Raw genomic sequence first — 17,790 nt, 5'->3', positions numbered from 1 at the left:
GGTGCGTTGGTGCCGTGCCCCGCGTTCCCGAAGGCGATGCCGTGACCCGCGGTGCCCGAAAGGGGGGCGCCGGCGGGCGCGCGACGAGGGCGCGTGCTCGAACCGGGTGCCCTCCGAATGCCTCGCGCTTCCGTGCCGACAACAGGAACTGCGTACTTGAGGCATATCTGCCCGCGCGCTCCCTACTGTGGTTGCGGTTGTGAGGTCGAGGAACTGCCGAGCGCGCTGTGCTGCCAGGGGGACACGTGAACTCGGTGGGCCGAGGACGCCTCCATACCCATCGCACACGGCCGGCGTCCTCCGTCGTTCTCCCTCCGCGTACCTCGAACAAGGTCTGAGGGGACGCGACGACGTCGGCTCCCGGCCCGGCCGGAACGATCGACACACAGGGGGCGGGAATGGATCTCACCAAACAGGAACGGCGTGCTCGGCGCCGGTTCGGCGTCATTCCGAAGTGGTTCGAGCTGCTGTGCATCTGTGCCGCCACCGTCGCGGCGGGGTTCTTCGGCGGGCGGCAGACGGTCGTCCAGGCGGACACCCCGAAGCCGGAGGTGACCGTCACGGCGACGGCGACGGTCACCGCGACGCCCGCGTCCGACCCGACCGCGGAGGCCACCCCGGAGCCCGGGGACACCGGGCAGCAGTCGTCGGGCGCGGAGTCACCCGCGCCCGGTTCCTCCGTCTACCTCGCGGAGCGGGACGTGATCGACGGTGACGGTGGCGCGACGGTCGAGCCCGTGACCATGGGCGGAGCGCACTACGCGAAGAGTGTCCGGCTCGGATGCACCAGCGCCGGCGGGAGCGCCGTCTACAGCACCAGCGGCTACAAGCGGCTGAGCGCGAAGGTGGGAATCCTGGCCGACTCGCCCAACGCGATCGGATCACTGGGTTCGATCCAGGTCAGCAACGCGGCGGGCAACCCGATCGGCAAGCCGCTGTCCTTCCGCTCCAGCGATGCCCAGGACCTCTCGGTGGACATCTCCGGACAGGACCAGATCCGCATCACCTGCGTGATGACCAAGTCCGGAGAGGAGTCGGCAAGCTACTTCTACGGCGGCCTGGGCGACGCGGCCCTGTCCTGACACGGCCGTCTCACCTGCCCCTACTCCTCGAACAGGGCCTCCTGCTTGCCCTCCCGTGCCACGCGCACCCGCCTGTTCCGGACGCCCACGACGACCGCGGTGACCGCGGCCGTCGTGCCCAGGGCGACCGGCACCATCCAGCCCCGGTTCACCGTGTGGCCCATCAGATGGTCGAGCGACAGCCGGCCCGGGCCCGCCACCGCCAGGCCCGCCGCCGCGAGGCCGAGCGAGGCCGTGTACTCGTAGCCGCCGCTCTGCGCGAAGAACCCGTTCGGTACGTGCACGGCCGCCGCGCCCGCCATCGCGCCGGCCGCCGCGGCACCGGCCGCGGGCGTGGCGAGGCCCAGCATCAGCAGGGTGCCGCCGCCCGCCTCCGCGAGGCCGGCGGCCCTGGCGCTCGCCTCTCCGGGCGCGTACCCCATGGCCTCCATGGCCTGCCCGGTGCCCTCGATGCCGCCGCCGCCGAACCAGCCGAACAGCTTCTGCGCTCCGTGCGCGGCCAGTACGCCGCCGGTGCTCAGACGGATCAGCAGCAGCCCCAGATCACGCCGGTCGATACAGGTCACGGTGACTCCCAGTCCAGACGGCGGCAGCGGTTTGCCCGGGTGTCCACCGTCGCACCGATCGGCGCGGCCCGGCGGCCCCGGGCGGCCGTTCGGGTGGCGGGTGCGGGGAGCCGGTGTGAGGGTGACTCCCATGACCATTCAGCCGACGCGCCTCAGCGACCCGGTCGTCCGGGCGTTCGTCACCGCCGTGAACGCCCATGACCGGGACGCGTTCGAGGCCCTTCTCGCACCGGGCGCCACCATGTCGGACGACGGCTCCGACCGCGACCTCGCCGACTGGACCGACCGGGAGATCTTCTCCTCGCGCGGCCACATGGAGGTCGACAACGAGTCCGACGCGGGCCGTTCCCTCCTCGTGCGGTACCGCAACGACACCTGGGGCGAGATGAAGACCAGGTGGAGCTTCACCGTCGACGGCGGCAGGATCAGCCGCTTCGAGACCGGCCAGGCGTGAACGCCGACGGGCCGCGCACCGAGGTCCGGTGCGCGGCCCGTTCGGCGCGGGGAGCGTGGAGCGGGGAGTGGCCGCCGCGCGGCTCAGTGGCCCTGGGCGGCCCCGTACTGTTCCGGCGCGTACTGCGCCTGGGCGTACTCCTGCGGCGTGAACTGCCGCTGCGGGGCCGGGTGTCCGGCCCGCTCGGTGACGGCCCGGCGGGCACCCTGCTCGGTCAGCGTGATCTGCCCCGCCTTGATGGTCGCGAGGCGTGGCGCGCGGCGGGCGATCGACGAGTCGTGGGTGACCATGACGAACGTCAGCCCGTACTCGTGCCACAGCCCTTCGAGCAGGCCCATGATGTCGTCGCGGGTGCCCTCGTCGAGGTTGCCGGTCGGCTCGTCGGCGAGCAGCACCTTCGGCTTCTTGACCAGGGCCCGGGCGATGGCCACGCGCTGCTGCTGACCGCCCGACAGCTCGGTGGGGACGTGCGTGAGCCGTTCGCCGAGACCGACCGAGCGCAGCGCCTCCGCGGCACGCTCGCGCCGCTCGGCGGGCTTGACCCCGAGGGGTACGAGGGCGGTCTCGACGTTCTCCTGCGCGGTCAGCGTCGGGATGAGGTTGAAGGACTGGAAGATGATGCCGATCTTCTCGGCCCGCAGCCGGGTCAGCTTCGCCTCGCTGATGCCGCCGAGGTCCACGCCGTCCAGCTCGACCGAACCGGACGTCGGCCGGTCGAGCCCGCCGATCATCTGGAGCAGCGTCGACTTGCCGCCGCCCGTGGGGCCCTGGATGACGAGCTGGTCGCCGTCCTCGATGGTGAGGTCGACGCCTCGCAGCGCCTCGACCGTGTCCTTGCCCCGTGTGTAGCGCTTGGTGACGCCGGTGAGCTTGTACATGAGGGTTCTCCGAGGATGAAGGGGGTGGGGCGCCGCGGCCCGGGGGGAGTGGACGCGGCGCCCCGACTCGTGGGGTGTGCCCGGGGGTGGGTCAGGAGACGCTGCGGAGCGCGTCCGCCGGGCGCATCCGGGAGGCGCGCCAGCCGCCCATCGCGCCGGCGATCAGACCGCCGGTGACGGCGAGGCCCACGGCGAGCGCGATGGTGGTCACCGACACCGGCGCGGACAGCGCGATGTCGACGGTGTTCTTGGCCGCGGAGGCCGCCGCGCCGGGACCGCCGCCGCCGGGGCCGCCCGGGCCGCCGGTGGAGCCGGTCGAGCCGAGTTCGGCCGTCAGCTTCGGGCTGATCGCGGTCACGGTGTAGGCCGCGGCGAGGCCGAGGGCGATACCGAGGGCGCCGCCGAGCAGGCCGTTCACGATCGACTCGCCGACGACCTGGCGGGTGACCTTGCGGGACGGCCAGCCGAGCGCCTTCAGCGTGCCGAACTCACGCACCCGGCGGGAGACGGCGGAGGAGGTGAGGAGCGCGGCGACCAGGAACGCGGCGACCAGGACCGCGATGGACAGCCACTTGCCGACGCTCGTGGCGAGGTTCGAGGCGGTGGACAGCGAGCCGGAGACGGTGTCCGCGAGGTCGGCGGAGGTGGTGACCGTCGTCCCGGCGATGTTCTTCTGGATGGTCGACTTGACCGTGGCGATCTGCTTCGAGTCGGTCGCCTTGACGTAGATCGTGGTGACCTTGTTCTTGGCGTCGCCGAGCGTCTGGGCCTGCTTCAGCGGCAGGTAGACGTCGGTGGTCGACTCGCTGCTGTCGGGCGTCGCGATGCCGATGACCTTGTACTTCTTGCCGGAGATCTTGAGGGTCGAGCCGACCTTGTACTTGTTCTCCTTGGCGTACGACTTGCTGATCACCGCGACCTTCGCGGAGCTCTGCTCGGCCGTGAACGTGCTGCCCGTGGTGATCTTCGAGGTGGCCAGCGGGCCGAGTGCCTGGTGGCTCACGTCGACGCCGGCGACCGAGTAGGAGTTCACGTCGAAGGAGGCGCCGCCGCCCTGGACCTGAGGCATACCGGTGCTGCCGCCCTGACCGCCGGGGCCGCCCTGGTTCGACGTCGAGGACTTCGCCTTGCCCTGGGTGAACGAGCCGTCGACCTTGACGACGTTCAGGCTGAGCGAGCCGACCGCGCTCGACACGCCCTTCTGCGCGGCCACTTCGGTGACCAGCGAGGACTTCAGCGTCTGTCCGCCCTGAGTCATCACCCGGTCCGAGCTCTGCGACGTGGAGCTGTCCGACTTGGCGTCGAAGTTGAACTTCGGGCGGCCGGAGGAGTTGGCGGACGGCGCCGCCTGCGCCTTGGTGACGGTCATGTCCGTGCCGAGCCCGTACAGCGACTTCAGGACTTTCTCCTGAGCCTGCTGCATGCCGGCCGACACCGAGTTGACGGTGATGACCAGCGCGATACCGAGCGCCAGACCCATGGCGATCACCAGCGCCGCCTTCTTGCGCCGGCTCAGCTCACGCTTGAGATAGATGCCAAACATCCCGTTCCTCAAAGGTTCTTGGCGCCCCCCTGTGGGCGCAGTCACAAGCTAGGGAGGAACCTTTGCGCCGGGCTGAGCGAGGGATGTGTGAGGCCTGAGAATCGGCACGCGGGAATCAATATTGGGTCAGACAGTCCATTCCCAGGCTTTCGAGGGCTCTTTGCCAGGAAACGCCTGTTGACTGGCCCGGAGACGGGCTTTCGGGCGCCCGCCCGCGCGCGTCGGGGGAGGGGAGCGCCCGCGGGTGCCGGCGGGCGGCCGTGTTCTCGCGTGGCTTGTTTACCGCCGCTTTGGAAGCGCCGGTGCTTTTCTTTGTCACCCCGCTGTCGGGCTTCCCGGACGGACTTTGTACGGTCCCGGGATGCGTGATTCTTCCGGGCTCTCCCGCCGTGCCGCTCTCGGCCTCGCCGCAGCCGTCCCCCTCGCCGCCGCGACGGCCGCGACCGCGTACGCCACGACGACGATCGGCGGGGAGCGGCTGGCCCGTGCCGGGATACAGGTGAGCGGCGCGTCGGGGCTGCCCGAGCACCTCACGGCCCGCTCCTGGCTGGTCGCCGACCTCACCACGGGCGAGGTGCTCGCCGCGTGCAACGCCCACCGGCGTCTCGCGCCCGCCTCCACCCTGAAGATGCTGTTCGCGGACACGGTCCTGAAGAAGTTCGAGCGCGCCCGGACGTACAAGGTGGTCGACGCCGACATAGCCGACGTCCCCGCGGGCTCCAGCCTCGTCGGGATCAAGCCCGGCATCACCTACACCGTCGAGCAGTTGTGGCAGGGCGTGTTCCTGCGCTCCGGCAACGACGCGGTGCACGTGCTCAGCCACATGAACGGCGGCATCGAGGCCACCGTCGCCGAGATGCAGGCGCTCGCGCAGGACCTCCAGGCCCTCGACACCCACGTGGTCAGCCCCGACGGCTTCGACCACAAGGGCCAGCTCTCCTCCGCGTACGACCTGACACTCTTCGCCCGGCACGGGCTCGCGGACGCCGACTTCCGCGGCTACTGCTCGACGAGGACCGCCGACTTCCCCGCCGGCGGCAAGAAGACCTTCCAGATACAGAACACCGACCGCCTGCTGACGGGCGCGTGGGGCATGAAGCCGTACGAGGGTCTGATCGGGGTGAAGAACGGCTACACCAGTCACGCCGGCAACACCTTCACCGGCGCGGCGACCCGCGACGGACGGACGCTGCTCGTCACGGTGATGCACCCCAAGAGCGGCGGCAACGGTGTCTACGAGGAGACGGCGCGGCTCCTCGACTGGGGGTTCGGCAAGGGAGCGAACGCCGAGCCGGTCGGGACGCTGGTCGATCCGCTCAGCGCGGGCGGCGCGAGCGCGAAGCCCACGCGCAAGGCGGCGAAGGCGGCGGCGGGCGCTCCGGCTGCGGCCGCCTCCGGGCAGGACGGCGGCGCGCCGTGGGGGCTGATCGGCGGGGCCGGGGCGGCGGTGGCGCTCCTCGCGGGCGGCGCGCTCGCGCTGCGCGCCCGCGCGCGCCGGTCGGCCGGGGAGCGGGCGGCGGAGCCGGCCCGGGAGACGGCCGGGGGTCCGGCGCGGGAGACGGGTGCGGCTGCGGTCGTGGAGACGGCTGCGGATCCGGCCGTGGAGTCGGCCGAGGCGGACGGCGGCGGCCGGGGCTGACGACGGGGGCAGCCGCTCCGCGGTCCGGTGCGCGCCTCGCGGTCCCGCGCGAGGTCGGCCCCCACCCGGGCGGCGGAGCGGCTGCCACCTCCCCCTCGGAGTGGACCGTGGTCTACCGAAGCCGTGTGCTCCAACTGTGAAGCCCTGATGGGGAGATGACGAGCATAAGCGCACCAACGGCTTATATGGTCCGGAGAGTCAGCTTCCGTATGTGTGGATTGCGGCGTTTGCCATTCCGTGGTGAACCGCCGGGCTCCGGCGTACGTGCGCGCCGGTCGCGTCCGGTTCGCCGCCGGTCGGGACCGGTCCGCCGCCGGCCGGGTGCGGGCCGCTACGCCTTCGCCTCGCCGGGGTAGCGGACGCCGATGTGCTCGCGGATCGTGTCGAGCGTCCGCATCACGGCGAGCGTGCCGTCGAGGGGGACGAGGGGGGACTCGGTCTCGCCGGCGCGCAGGGCGCGCATCACCTCGGCCGCCTCGTGCTTGAGGCTGGTGCGGGGACCGGAGGCGGGGTCGGCGCGGAAGGTCTCGGGCTCGCGGCCGTCGCGGTGCAGCACGAAGTGGTCCGGGAAGAAGAAGCCGCCCGGGATGTCGATGCGGCCCGCCGAGCCGGTGACGGAGGCGGCGACGGGAGTGCCGCCGTTGATGGAGCAGTGCACCGAAGCCAGAGCACCGCTCTCGAAGGAGAGCAGCGCACCCGTCTGGAGATCGACGCCCTCCTCGGAGAGCACCGCTCTCGCGGCGATGTCCGAGGGCTCCCCGAGCAGCAACTGCGCGAACGACACCGGGTACACGCCCAGGTCCAGCAGCGCGCCACCGCCCTGAGCGGGATCCCGCAGCCGGTGCGAGGGCGGGAACGGCCCGGCCAGACCGAAGTCCGCCTGCACCGTGCGCACCTCGCCGATCACCCCGTCGTCGACCAGCGCCTTCAGCCGCACGACCAGCGGATTGCAGTACATCCACATGGCCTCCATCAGGAAGCGGCCGCTCCCGCGGGCGAGGGCGACCAGTTCCCCGGCCTCCCGCGCGTTCAGCGTGAACGCCTTCTCGCACAGCACATGGCGCCCCGCCTCCAGACACATCCCGGCGGCCACCCGGTGCGCCGAGTGCGGAGTGGCGACGTACACGACGTCGACGTCCTCGTCCGCGGCGAGCGAGGCCCAGTCCCCGTACGCCCGGGGAATCCCGAACCGCTCCGCGAACGCCCGCGCCGAGGAGTCCGAGCGTGAGGCGACGGCCACCACCTCGGCGTCCGGCATGTCCACCAGGTCCGCCGTGAACGCCGCGGCGATCCCGCCGGTCGCCAGAATCCCCCACCGCACGCGTTCACGCTCGCCCGTCATGCCCGCCCCTTGATCCGTGACTCCGAACCCGCTGTTCGAACTGAGAGCATAGGGGCCGCATCTTTCCGAGAGGGGGGCACATGCCCGAGCGTGGCCGCACCGCGCGGGACCAGGAAGGCCCGCGAGGGCATATACCGGAGGCAGCGACCGCGGGCACAGCGCCGGCGGCCGCCGAGGCATCGGCTCCGGCCGCCGGCACCCCGTCCGCCGGGGCGAAGGCCGGCGCCGAGGCGCGGGCGCACGCCGGACCCGGCGGCCCGCACCGCACCGGGCTCCTCGTCACCCTCGTTCTCGGCGGCCTCACCGCCACGCCCCCGCTGGCGATGGACATGTACCTTCCCTCGCTGCCGGAGGTCACCGGCTCCCTGCACGCCCCGGCCGCCACCGTGCAGCTCACGCTCACCGCGTGCCTGGCGGGCATGGCGCTCGGACAGCTCGTCGTCGGGCCGATGAGCGACCGGTGGGGCCGCAAGCGCCCGCTGCTCGCCGGTCTCGCCGTCTACGTCCTCGCCACCGCCCTGTGCGCCCTCGCGCCCGGCATCGGCCTCCTCGTCGCCTTCCGCCTCGTCCAGGGACTCGCCGGCGCGGCCGGGATCGTGATCGCCCGCGCGGTCGTGCGCGACCTGTACGACGGCGTCGCGATGGCCCGCTTCTTCTCCACCCTGATGCTGATCTCCGGCGTCGCCCCGGTCGTCGCCCCGCTCATCGGCGGACAGATCCTGCGCTTCACCGACTGGCGGGGCGTGTTCGTCGTCCTCACCGCCGTCGGCATCGCGCTGTCGGCCCTCGTCTGGGCGAAACTGCCCGAGACCCTCGAACCCGCCGACCGGCACGGCGGCGGTGTCGGCGAGGCCCTGCACGCCATGCGCCGGCTGCTCGCCGACCGTGTGTTCACCGGGTACATGCTCGCGGGCGGCTTCACCTTCGCGGCCCTCTTCGCCTACATCTCGGCCTCCCCGTTCGTGATCCAGGACCTGTACGGCGCCTCCCCGCAGACCTTCAGCCTGCTGTTCGGCGTGAACTCCGTGGGCCTCGTGGCCGCCGGGCAGATCAACGGCAAACTGCTGGTCGGCCGGGTCGCCCTCGAAAAGGTCCTCGCCACCGGCCTCGCCCTCGTCGTCCTCGCCGCGACCGCGCTGCTGCTCATGTCCACCGGTGTCCTCGGCCCGGTCGGGCTCGCCCCGGTCGCCGCCGCGCTGTTCGTGCTGATGTCGGCCATGGGCCTCGCCCTGCCCAACACCCAGGCCCTCGCCCTCATGCGCGTACGGCACACGGCCGGATCCGCCTCCGCGCTGCTCGGCACCACCTCCTTCCTCGTCGGCGCGGTCGCCTCACCGCTCGTCGGCATCGCGGGCGAGCACACCGCCGTCCCGATGGCCGTCGTCCAACTGGTGGCCGCGTCGGTGGCCGTCGCCTGCTTCGTGGGACTGTGCCGTCCCCGGCGGACGGGACGCACTTCGAACGGAAAAGGGGCGGGGAACTGAGCGCACCAAGACTGCGGAACGGTACGCCGGAACGCGCCGGACTCGACGCCGGTGAACTGCGCGGGCTCGTCCAGGAGGTCCGTTCCCTCACCGGCGGGCCCGACCCGTGGACGGCGGGCGTGGTGGTCGTCGCGGGGCGGGGCCCGGTCATCGCCGTCGAGGAGGCGGCCGGCTGGGCGGTGCGGTACGCGGCGCACGACGAGGCCAAGGGCACCGGCGTCGAGCTGCCGCCGCACGCGCGCGTGCCGATGACCGTGCACACGCCCTTCGACCTGGCCTCGCTCACCAAGCTGTTCACGGCGGTCGCCGCGGTGCAGCAACTGGAGCGCGGCACGCTGGGCATCGAGGCGCGCGTCGGCGCGTACCTGCCGGAGTTCCGCGCGGCCCGCGAACACGGCATCACCGTACGGCAGCTCCTCACCCACACCTCCGGGCTGCGCCCCGAGCTCCCGCTGTACGACTGCCCCGACGACACGGCCCGGCTGGCGCTGCTGCGGGCCGAGGCCCCCTCGTCGAAGCCGGGCGAGTACCGCTACTCCGACGTCAACCTGCTCCTCCTGCAGTACGTGCTGGAACGCGTCACCGGCCGGGGGCTCGACATCCTTGTCAGGGACGGCATCACCCGCCCGCTCGGGATGAACGCCACCACCTTCGGACCCTGCCCCGGCGCGGCGGCCACCGAGGACCAGCGGCGGCCGTGGGCCAAGGCGGACCGGGGCATGCTGCGGGGCGTCGTGCACGACGAGAACGCCTGGGCGCTCGGCGGGGTGGCCGGGCACGCCGGGCTGTTCTCCACCGCGCGGGATCTGGCGGTCTTCTGCCGCACCCTGCTCGCGGGCGGCTCGTACGGCCCCGCGCGCATCCTCGGTCCCGACTTCGTCGAACTCCTCCTCACCCCGCCCGGCCTCGGGTTCGCCATCGACCAGCCCTGGTTCATGGGCACCCTCTCGGGCCACGGAGCGGCCGGCCACACCGGGTTCACCGGTACCTCGCTGGTCCTGGACCCGGCGACGGACACGTTCCTGGTCCTGCTGGCCAACACGGTCCATCCCCGGCGCCGTCCGGCGGACAACGCGCCCCGCGCGGCGGCGGCCACCCGGCTGCGGCGGGCGGTGCGCGGCACCTGAGCGGGCGCCCGGCCGGTACGGGGGAGGGCGCCGGCCGGCGGGGGGTGGCGCCTCCGGGGGACCGCCGGCCGGTTCGGGGGGATGCGCGGCACCTGAGAGAATCGGGCCGTGAACGCCCCCGTACCCTCCGCCGACCTCCTGCGCGGTGCCCTCGCTGGACTGCTCGACGGCCTGCCGCCGAAGGCCGCCGCGCAGGCGGTCGAGCGGCTGATCGCGAACTACCGGGGGACCACCCCGACCCACACGCCGATCCTGCGGGACCGCTCGGACGTGGCCGCGTACGCCGCGTACCGGATGCCCGCGACGTTCGAGGCGGTGTCCGCGGCGCTGGAGGCGTTCGCGGACACGGTGCCCGGCTGGGCGCCGGGGAGCCATGTGGACGTCGGCGGCGGCACCGGCGCGGCGACCTGGGCGGTCAACGCGACCTGGGAGGGTGTCCGCCCGGTGACCGTGCTCGACTGGGCCGAGCCGGCCCTCGCGCTCGGCCGGGAGATCGCCGACGCCAACCCGGAGCTGCGCGGCGCCGCGTGGCAGCGCTCTCGTATCGGAGCGGCGCTCACCATCGAGAGCACTGATCTCGTCACCGTCTCGTACGTCCTCGGCGAGCTCACCGAGGACGACCGCGCCTCGGTCGTGGACGCGGCCGCGCGCGCCGCCGGGGCGGTGGTGATCATCGAGCCCGGCACCCCGGACGGCTACACCCGGGTCCTCGCCGCCCGCGAACGCCTGATCGGCGCAGGCTTCCACGTGGCCGCGCCCTGCCCGCACAGCGCGTCCTGCCCGATCGTCCCCGGCCAGGACTGGTGCCACTTCTCCGCGCGGGTCGCCCGTTCCTCGCTGCACCGCCAGGTCAAGGGCGGCTCCCTGCCCTACGAGGACGAGAAGTTCAGCTACGTCGCCGCGACCCGCTTCCCGCCCGAGCCGGCGCCCTCCCGCGTCGTGCGCAAACCGCAGATCCGCAAGGGCCAGGTCCTGCTCGACCTGTGCGAGCCGGACGAGGCGCTGCGCCGGCAGACGGTCACCAAGCGCCACGGGCCGCTGTACAAGGCGGCCCGCGACGCCGAGTGGGGCGACGCCTGGCCGCCGCCCGAGGACGCCTCCTGAATCAGGGCCGCAGCTCCTGCGTGCAGCACTTCACGCTTCCGCCGCCCTTGAGGAGTTCGCCGAGGTCGACGCCGACGGGAACGAAGCCGCGTTCCCGGAGCGGCTCGAACAGGCCCGCCGCCTCCTGCGGCAGCAGCACGTGCAGACCGTCCGAGACGGCGTTGAGCCCCAGCGCGGCGGCGTCCTCCGGCGAGGCGGTCAGCGCGTCCGGGAACAACCGGCGCAGGACCTCGCGGCTGCCGGGGGAGAACGCGGGCGGGTAGTACATGATCTCGTCGGCGCGGTCGTCGAGGACGGCCAGTGCCGTGTCCAGGTGGTAGTAGCGCGGGTCGACGAGGTCCAGGCCGATCACCGGGCGGCCGAAGAACTCCTGTGCCTCCCCGTGCGAGAGCGGGCTCGCGCGAAAGCCCCGGCCCGCGAGCAGGTACGACCCCGTGACGACGAAGTCGCCCTCGCCCTCGTTGACGTGCTCCGGTTCGCGGACCTGCCCGAAGCCGCGGGCGCGGAACCACTCCAGATGCGCCACCGCCTCCGCCTCGCGCTGCGGGTAGGCGAACCGCGCGCCCAGCACCAGGCCGTCCACGACCGTCGCGCCGTTCGCCGCGAAGACCATGTCCGGCAGGCCGGGACGCGGGGCGAGCTCCTCGACCGAGTGGCCGAGGGAGCGGTAGCGGTCGCGCAGGTCCTCCCACTGGGCCAGCGCGAGCGGCACGTCGACGGGTTTGGCGGGGTTCATCCACGGATTGATCGCGTACGTGACGTCGAAGTGCACCGGTGGGCACATGAGGTAGCGCCGGGGCGTGGCGCGGCGGACAGGGTGCAAGGAAGGCTCCTTACGCAACCGCAGGGGCAGTTGATGCTCATGGTGCGGTGCGCCCGGCCCCGGGAGCGGGAGGCGTGCGGGTGGTGTCCGCAGGAACGGCTCCCACGCCGCCCACCGGCACGGCCCACCGCCGTCCACCGGGACCGCCCGCCCGTGCACCGGAGACGGTCCGTCCCGTCCACCGGCACGGCCCACCCCGTCCGCCGGGACCGCCCCGTCCCGTCCACCGGCACGGCCCACCCCGTCCGCCGGGACCGCCCCGTCCCGTCCGCCGGGACCGCCCTCCCCGCCGGAGTGGCGTCGGTCTCGTGCGGCTACGCGGACGCGCCGGACGACTACTCCCCGCACCGGTCAGGCCTCGGCCCGGCACCCGTGAAATCACCCCTAATCATGCAATAACACCTGATCAGGGTCTGGCGGGCGCATCGCCCCACCTACCCCGGTTGTCGGCTCCGGCCACCCGGAGCCCAGGATGGTGGGACGATGGGGCGAGGACGAGTCGCCCTACGGCGAGGCAGGCGAGGGGATAGATGAGCGCAGAGTTCGGCAGCCGCTCCGGCGCGTGGGACAGGTTCTCGAAGTGGCTGCGCGGAGACCGGCCCAAAGCCCCGGCGGAGACGACCGCCGACGGCCGTGAGGCCCTGCTGCTCGCCGCCGCCGCCGCGGGGCTGCCGCTCGCGCAGGCCGCGTACCCCGCCGGCTACCGCTGTTCCTGCGACCGCGTCGGCTGTCCCACGCCCGCGCGCCACCCCGTCTCCTTCGCCTGGCAGACACAGTCGACGACCGACCGCGCCCAGATCGAGCGCTGGGCCCGGCACCAGCCGAAGGCGAACTTCATCACCGCGACCGGCATGGTGCACGACGTCCTGGACGTCCCCCTGGACGCGGGCCGCGAGGCCTTGGAGCGCCTGCTCGCCTCCGACATCGAGGTCGGCCCCGTCGCGGAGACCGGCGACGGCCGCATGCTGTTCTTCACCCTCACCCGCGGTACGCCCGAGGACGAGGACGAGTGGTGGCCGTGCGAGCTGGACTGCCACCCGGAGACGATGGACGAACACCCCGGCTTCCGCTGGCACTGCCGCGGCTCGTACGTCCTCGTACCGCCGGCCCAGCTCCCCGGCGGTCTGAGCGTCGACTGGGTGCGCGGCCCCGAGCATCCGCTGCCGGACCCGCTCACGCTCCTGGAGACCCTCACCGACGCGTGCGCCCGCTACGCCGGGGAGAACGGCGCGGACCAGCTCGCCGCCTGGCCCCACCGGGGCTGAGCCGCCGCGCGGGGAGCCGTCCGTGGCGTGGCGTGGCGTGGCGCGGCGTGGGGCGGGGCCTACTCGCCCTTGGCGCCCGTCAGCCCCTCCACCCGTCCGAGGACGGACACCTGCCCCCGGCCCGCGCCCTGCGGCGGGTCGAGGACGACCTGGTTGGAGACGAACTCCAGGGTCAGCGACTGGTTGACCTCACCGGTCGTCAGGGCCTGCACGTCCGGGGTGGGCGAGGGGATCTCGGTGCCCGCGGCGGCGGTCTCCTTCTCGAAGCGGTGCGTGGCGAAGAACACGAGCGCCCCGCCGTCCGCCGTGCGCAGCCCGACCGGCGCGTAGTCGCCCGAGGTCAGCGGCTCGTCGATGTACTGCCGGGCGAGGCCGGGCCGGGTCGCGAACTTCTCCCGCTGGGCCCGCCACTGCGAGGTGTGCACGCCCGCGGCGAAGGTGTCGCCACCGTCCTTCAGATACGTCGCGTACGACCGGCCGAGCTGTCGCGGCGCGACCGCCAGCGCCGCGTCGTCGGCGGCGACGGGCTGCGCCCAGCCGCCCTCGTCCGTCGCGAACTTCGGTACGTCACCGGCCCCGAGGACTGTCAGGTACGAGGCCTGCCACTTCTCACGGGCGTTGTCCCGGGTGAAGACGAGCAGCCAGCGACTGCCCGCCAGGCCCTTGTTCGCGGTCGCGTTCGCCACGAACCAGCGGGGCCAGCCGGCCTTGGCGGGGATCGAGAACTCGGCGTCGTCGAACGTCAGCGCCGAATGCGTGGGATTGCCGCCCGGCTTGGTGAGGTGCCCGGCCTTGAGCTTGGCGCCGTCGATGTCCGCGAGCGGACCGGTCACCCGGTCCGCGTCCTTCGAACGGTCGTACGTCGCGTCCGCCTTGTTGTACGCGGCGGTGAACTCCCGCAGCGCACGGGCGGCTTCGGCGCGGCTCGTGGCCGGGACCACCTCCCGCTCGCCGTGCACCACCACACAGCCGCTCGCCGCCCCCAACAGCGCGGTCACCGTCGTCGCCCCCAGGGCGAGACGGCCGAGACTACGAGGCCTTCGAGGGCTGCGACCCGTGTGATGCCTGCTCATCAGGTGCCTTCACCTTCTTCTTCCCGGAGGCGAACCCTACCGGGGCGAAGAAGATCGTGAGCGTCGGGACCAAGTACAGCGCCCACACCGTGACCTGAAGGACCGTCGGGTCGGGCTGGAAGTTGAAGACGCCCTTCAGCAGGGTGCCGTACCAGCTCGTCGGGTCGATCGTGCCGCTGATGTCGAAGGCCAGGTTCGTCAGACCCGGGACGAAGTCGGCCTCCTGGAGGTCGTGGACGCCGTACGCGAGCACGCCCGCGGCGACGACGACCAGCATGCCGCCGGTCCAGGTGAAGAACTTGGCGAGGTTGATCTTGAGCGCGCCGCGGTAGAACAGCCAGCCGAGCAGGACCGCGGTGGCCAGGCCCAGCGCCACACCGATCAGCGGGCGGGGTGTGCCGTCGCTGGCCGCGTGCACCGACGCCCACACGAACAGGGCCGTCTCCAGGCCCTCCCGGCCGACCGCCAGGAACGCGGTCGCCACCAGCGCGCCCGTGCCCATGGCGAGCGCGGCGTCCAGCTTGCCGTGCAGCTCGGACTTCAGGTGCCGGGCGGTGCGCCGCATCCAGAAGACCATCCACGTCACCAGGCCCACGGCGAGGATCGACAGCGAACCGCCGAGCGCCTCCTGGGCCTGGAACGTCATCTCCTGGGAGCCGAACTCCAGGGCGCAGCCGAAGCCGAGCGCCACGGTGATCGCGACGCCGATACCGGCCCAGATCGGCTTCAGGGCGTCCGTACGCCCCGTCTTCACCAGGTAGGCGATGAGGATGCAGACGACGAGGCTGGCCTCAAGGCCCTCGCGAAGACCGATCAGGTAGTTGCTGAACACGGCTACGCCTCCCTGGAGAACAGCGCCCGGCCCCACCAGTCGTCCTTGTCCCGGACGCCGGGCGGAACGGCGAAGACCGCCGAACTCACGTGCTGGATGTACTCGTTGAGCGCGTCGGAGCGCGACAGGCTGCGCTGCAGGGGGATGAACCCCTTGCGCACGTCCCGCTGGTAGGCGAGGAAGAACAGGCCCGCTTCGAGGCGGCCGAGACCGTCCGTGCCGTCCGTGAAGGAGTAGCCGCGGCGCAGGATCGTCACACCGTCGTTGGAGTCGGGGTGCGCGAGCCGGACGTGCGCGTCGGGCTTCATGGCCTTCAGGAACGGCTTGTCGTGCTCCTTGGCCTTGCCGACGGGGGCGCCCTCGCCCTTGTCGCGGCCGAAGACGTCCTCCTGCTCCTGCAGCGAGGTCCGGTCCCAGGTCTCGATGTTCATCCGGATGCGCCGGGCGACGAGGTAGGAACCGCCGGTCATCCAGGCCGCGTTCGCGCCGTTGTCCTTGGCGTCGGCCCACACGAACTTGTCGAGCCGCGCGGTCTCGGTGCCCGCGATGTTGCGGGTGCCGTCCTTGAAGCCCATCAGGTTGCGCGGGGTCTGCGCGTCCGGGGTCGTCGACGACGTCTTGCCGAAGCCGAGCTGCGACCAGCGGATGGCGACCTTGCCGAAGCCGATACGGGCCAGGTTGCGGATGGCGTGCACCGCCACCTGCGGGTCGTCCGCGCAGGCCTGGATGCACAGGTCGCCGTCGCTGCGGGCCTTGTCCAGGTTGTCGCCCGAGAAGGCGGGCAGGTCGACGAGCGCCTCCGGCCGCCGGTCCGCCAGACCGAACTTCGCGAACAGCGACGGACCGAAGCCGATGGTCAGTGTCAGCCGGGACGGCTTGAGCCCGAGGGCCTCACCGGTGTCGTCCGGCGGAGCCTCGGCCAGACCGCCGTACGCCCCCTCGCCGACCGTGTGTCCGGCGGTCATCCGGGCGGCCGCCTGCGTCCAGTCCTTGAGGAGCTGGACGAACTCGGCGCGGTCGTCGGTCTTCACGTCGAACGCGGCGAAGTGCAGCCGGTCCTGCACCGCGGTCGCGATGCCGGCCTGGTGCGCGCCGTGGAAGGGGACGGCCGCGCCGGTGTCGGCGCCGGCCGGGTCGACGTCGTTGCCGACGCGGGTCATCGCGACGGCACCCCCGGCCGCGGCGGCGCCGAGCGCGAGCCCGGCACCGCCCCAGCCGATCAGGGAACGCCGGGTCGGCGCGGAGCCGGCGGGCGCGGGCTCGGCCGCGTCGGCGCCGTTCGTGCCGTTCGTGCTGTCCTGGGTGTCCGTCATGGCGCTGCTCCTACTTCACGACGGCGGCGGCGAGCTTGGACAGGGGCTCGGCGAGCGCGTTGACCGCGTCCGAGAGCTGCTTGCGGTCGGCCTTGCCGACGGTGTCGTACGACACGAAGCCGTCCGAGGTCTTGTCGGTCCGGTACGTGTCGAGCAGCTTGTTGAGCGCGGCGAACTGCTTGTCGAGCTCCGCCGTCAGCGCCGCGTCGTTCTCCGAGGCGACCGGCTTGAGCAGCTCGTACGCCTTCTGCGCGCCGTCGACGTTGCCCTTGAAGTCGCTGAGGTCGGTGTGCGAGTAGCGGTCCTCCTCGCCGGTGACCTTGCCGGTGGCGACCTCGTCGAGCAGTTCCTTGGCGCCGTTGGCCATGGAGGTCGGGGTGATCTCGGCCTTGCCGACGCGCTTCTGCCAGTCGGTCAGGTCCGTGACGAGCTGGTCGGCGAGGGCCTTCTGCTCGTCACCGATCTTCTTGTCCGCCCACAGGGCCTTCTCCAGCGCGTGCCAGCCGGTCCACTTCTGGCCCTTCTCCAGGCCGTCGGCGCGGGTGTCGGTCTTGGGGTCGATGTCGCCGAAGGACTCGGCGATGGGCTCCGTGCTCTCCCAGCCGACGCGCGAGGGGGCGTAGGCCTTCTTGGCGGCCTCGAGGTCGCCGGCCTTGATCGCGTCGGCGAACGTCTTCACCTTCGGGAGCGTGGCGTCGGCCTCGGACTGCGCCCACTCGCGGTAGGAGGCGACCGCCTTGTCCAGGCGCGGGTCGCGCTTGGCGACCTTGCCGCCGGTCACGGTGAGCTTCTGGCGGACACCGTGGCCCTTCATCCCCGGGCGGCAGGCGATCTCGTACGAACCGGCCTTGACCTCGGCGGTGAGCGTGTACTTGGTGCCGGGGCCGATGTTCTCCTTCTCCGAGACGATCCGGTCGTCGGGGAAGACGATCTCGACCTCGGTGGCCTGGGACCCCTTGTTCTCGATCTTCAGGGTGACCTGTCCGGCCGGCACGGTCTTGGCGGAGGTCTCGCACTTCGAGTCCGCGGCGGTCACCTGGATCGCGTCGCCGTTCTTCGCGTCGCTCTTCTGGGTGCAACCCGTGACGGCGGCCAGAGCGGCCGCGGTGGCGGCAGCGGTGACAACGGACAGTCGGACGGCTCGCATGCAGGCTCCAAGAGAAGTCGGACAAGCCGCACGGCGGGGCCCGTTCGGCATGGTGAGGCTGGCCTAACTTATCTGAGGCTTGCCTCACTGATACCCACGCGTGCGGTGATTCACCTCT

Annotated in this window: 16 protein-coding genes; 7 read left to right on the top strand and 9 right to left on the bottom strand. The window is 72.4% G+C overall.

The genetic code is table 11. The annotated features are described in order from the left end of the window. The first annotated feature begins 398 nt into the window (after positions 1-398). On the top strand, positions 399-1,082 hold the full coding sequence (locus tag ACFRIC_RS08465; protein WP_382781415.1) for a hypothetical protein: 684 nt from the start codon (positions 399-401) through the stop codon (positions 1,080-1,082). Positions 1,083-1,102: 20 nt separating this feature from the next. Here the strand turns inward: ACFRIC_RS08465 and ACFRIC_RS08460 are convergent, their stop codons facing one another. Further along, positions 1,103-1,648 carry a DoxX family membrane protein gene (locus ACFRIC_RS08460; protein ID WP_382781412.1) on the bottom strand — a complete coding sequence of 182 codons (546 nt, stop codon included), beginning with the start codon at positions 1,646-1,648 and terminating at the stop codon, positions 1,103-1,105. Between the two features lie 130 nt (positions 1,649-1,778). On the opposite strand from ACFRIC_RS08460, the gene ACFRIC_RS08455 reads away from it, so the two are divergent. Then, positions 1,779-2,102, top strand: coding sequence for a nuclear transport factor 2 family protein (locus ACFRIC_RS08455; RefSeq protein WP_382781409.1), 324 nt, complete (start codon positions 1,779-1,781; stop codon positions 2,100-2,102). 83 nt (positions 2,103-2,185) lie between these two features. Here the strand turns inward: ACFRIC_RS08455 and ACFRIC_RS08450 are convergent, their stop codons facing one another. Next, positions 2,186-2,980 (bottom strand): ABC transporter ATP-binding protein, encoded by a 795-nt coding sequence (locus tag ACFRIC_RS08450; RefSeq protein WP_382781406.1) that lies wholly within the window; start codon positions 2,978-2,980, stop codon positions 2,186-2,188. 91 nt (positions 2,981-3,071) lie between these two features. Then, positions 3,072-4,523 (bottom strand): ABC transporter permease, encoded by a 1,452-nt coding sequence (locus tag ACFRIC_RS08445; RefSeq protein ID WP_382781403.1) that lies wholly within the window; start codon positions 4,521-4,523, stop codon positions 3,072-3,074. A gap of 361 nt (positions 4,524-4,884) precedes the next feature. Between ACFRIC_RS08445 and ACFRIC_RS08440 the strand changes: the two genes are divergently transcribed. After that, positions 4,885-6,162, top strand: a complete 1,278-nt coding sequence (locus ACFRIC_RS08440; RefSeq protein ID WP_382781400.1) for a D-alanyl-D-alanine carboxypeptidase family protein — start codon at positions 4,885-4,887, stop codon at positions 6,160-6,162. A gap of 331 nt (positions 6,163-6,493) precedes the next feature. Here ACFRIC_RS08440 and ACFRIC_RS08435 read toward each other — a convergent pair whose 3' ends face one another. Then, a complete protein-coding gene (locus ACFRIC_RS08435) occupies positions 6,494-7,504 on the bottom strand; it encodes a Gfo/Idh/MocA family protein (RefSeq protein ID WP_382781397.1) in 1,011 nt (336 codons plus the stop codon). An 80-nt stretch (positions 7,505-7,584) separates the two neighbouring features. Here ACFRIC_RS08435 and ACFRIC_RS08430 point away from each other — a divergent pair, with 80 nt between their 5' ends. From ACFRIC_RS08430 to ACFRIC_RS08420, 3 genes are all read left to right on the top strand, one after another. Then, positions 7,585-8,988 carry a multidrug effflux MFS transporter gene (locus tag ACFRIC_RS08430; RefSeq protein WP_382781394.1) on the top strand — a complete coding sequence of 468 codons (1,404 nt, stop codon included), beginning with the start codon at positions 7,585-7,587 and terminating at the stop codon, positions 8,986-8,988. Further along, complete coding sequence (locus ACFRIC_RS08425; protein ID WP_382781391.1) at positions 8,934-10,115, top strand: serine hydrolase domain-containing protein; 1,182 nt, start codon at positions 8,934-8,936, stop codon at positions 10,113-10,115. Before ACFRIC_RS08430 ends, ACFRIC_RS08425 begins: the two co-directional genes overlap by 55 nt. Before the next feature lie 108 nt (positions 10,116-10,223). Next, positions 10,224-11,219 (top strand): small ribosomal subunit Rsm22 family protein, encoded by a 996-nt coding sequence (locus tag ACFRIC_RS08420; RefSeq protein WP_382781388.1) that lies wholly within the window; start codon positions 10,224-10,226, stop codon positions 11,217-11,219. A 1-nt stretch (position 11,220) separates the two neighbouring features. Here the strand turns inward: ACFRIC_RS08420 and ddaH are convergent, their stop codons facing one another. Further along, the gene (ddaH, locus tag ACFRIC_RS08415; protein ID WP_382781385.1) at positions 11,221-12,042 is read right to left on the bottom strand and encodes a dimethylargininase; all 822 of its coding nucleotides are present in this window, start codon (positions 12,040-12,042) and stop codon (positions 11,221-11,223) included. Between the two features lie 530 nt (positions 12,043-12,572). Between ddaH and ACFRIC_RS08410 the strand changes: the two genes are divergently transcribed. Then, complete coding sequence (locus ACFRIC_RS08410) at positions 12,573-13,307, top strand: bifunctional DNA primase/polymerase (RefSeq protein WP_382781382.1); 735 nt, start codon at positions 12,573-12,575, stop codon at positions 13,305-13,307. Between the two features lie 59 nt (positions 13,308-13,366). Here ACFRIC_RS08410 and ACFRIC_RS08405 read toward each other — a convergent pair whose 3' ends face one another. The 4 genes from ACFRIC_RS08405 to efeO are packed head-to-tail and all read right to left on the bottom strand — an operon-like array spanning position 13,367 to position 17,672. Beyond that, the gene (locus tag ACFRIC_RS08405; RefSeq protein ID WP_382781380.1) at positions 13,367-14,380 is read right to left on the bottom strand and encodes a hypothetical protein; all 1,014 of its coding nucleotides are present in this window, start codon (positions 14,378-14,380) and stop codon (positions 13,367-13,369) included. After that, positions 14,337-15,212, bottom strand: a complete 876-nt coding sequence (efeU, locus tag ACFRIC_RS08400) for an iron uptake transporter permease EfeU (RefSeq protein WP_382781377.1) — start codon at positions 15,210-15,212, stop codon at positions 14,337-14,339. The genes ACFRIC_RS08405 and efeU overlap by 44 nt, the downstream gene beginning before the upstream one ends. 2 nt (positions 15,213-15,214) lie before the next feature. Further along, a complete protein-coding gene (gene efeB, locus ACFRIC_RS08395; RefSeq protein ID WP_382781375.1) occupies positions 15,215-16,525 on the bottom strand; it encodes an iron uptake transporter deferrochelatase/peroxidase subunit in 1,311 nt (436 codons plus the stop codon). A gap of 10 nt (positions 16,526-16,535) precedes the next feature. Next, positions 16,536-17,672 carry an iron uptake system protein EfeO gene (gene efeO / locus ACFRIC_RS08390; RefSeq protein ID WP_382781372.1) on the bottom strand — a complete coding sequence of 379 codons (1,137 nt, stop codon included), beginning with the start codon at positions 17,670-17,672 and terminating at the stop codon, positions 16,536-16,538. Positions 17,673-17,790: the final 118 nt, after the last annotated feature.

Source organism: Streptomyces sp. NPDC056738 (assembly GCF_042790435.1).
GTDB lineage: Bacteria > Actinomycetota > Actinomycetes > Streptomycetales > Streptomycetaceae > Streptomyces.
Note: the sequence above shows the minus strand (reverse complement) of the source record. Positions and strands in the feature narration are given on the sequence as shown.

Bases quoted from the DNA above. Each gene is read 5' to 3' on its own strand.
- ACFRIC_RS08405 (WP_382781380.1), bottom strand. From the start codon at position 14,380: ATGAGCAGGCATCACACGGGTCGCAGCCCTCGAAGGCCTCGTAGTCTC.
- ACFRIC_RS08435 (WP_382781397.1), bottom strand. From the start codon at position 7,504: ATGACGGGCGAGCGTGAACGCGTGCGGTGGGGGATTCTGGCGACCGGC.
- ACFRIC_RS08430 (WP_382781394.1), top strand. From the start codon at position 7,585: ATGCCCGAGCGTGGCCGCACCGCGCGGGACCAGGAAGGCCCGCGAGGG.
- ACFRIC_RS08465 (WP_382781415.1), top strand. From the start codon at position 399: ATGGATCTCACCAAACAGGAACGGCGTGCTCGGCGCCGGTTCGGCGTC.
- efeB (WP_382781375.1), bottom strand. From the start codon at position 16,525: ATGACGGACACCCAGGACAGCACGAACGGCACGAACGGCGCCGACGCG.
- ACFRIC_RS08445 (WP_382781403.1), bottom strand. From the start codon at position 4,523: ATGTTTGGCATCTATCTCAAGCGTGAGCTGAGCCGGCGCAAGAAGGCG.
- ACFRIC_RS08440 (WP_382781400.1), top strand. From the start codon at position 4,885: ATGCGTGATTCTTCCGGGCTCTCCCGCCGTGCCGCTCTCGGCCTCGCC.
- ACFRIC_RS08455 (WP_382781409.1), top strand. From the start codon at position 1,779: ATGACCATTCAGCCGACGCGCCTCAGCGACCCGGTCGTCCGGGCGTTC.
- ACFRIC_RS08450 (WP_382781406.1), bottom strand. From the start codon at position 2,980: ATGTACAAGCTCACCGGCGTCACCAAGCGCTACACACGGGGCAAGGAC.
- efeO (WP_382781372.1), bottom strand. From the start codon at position 17,672: ATGCGAGCCGTCCGACTGTCCGTTGTCACCGCTGCCGCCACCGCGGCC.
- ACFRIC_RS08410 (WP_382781382.1), top strand. From the start codon at position 12,573: ATGAGCGCAGAGTTCGGCAGCCGCTCCGGCGCGTGGGACAGGTTCTCG.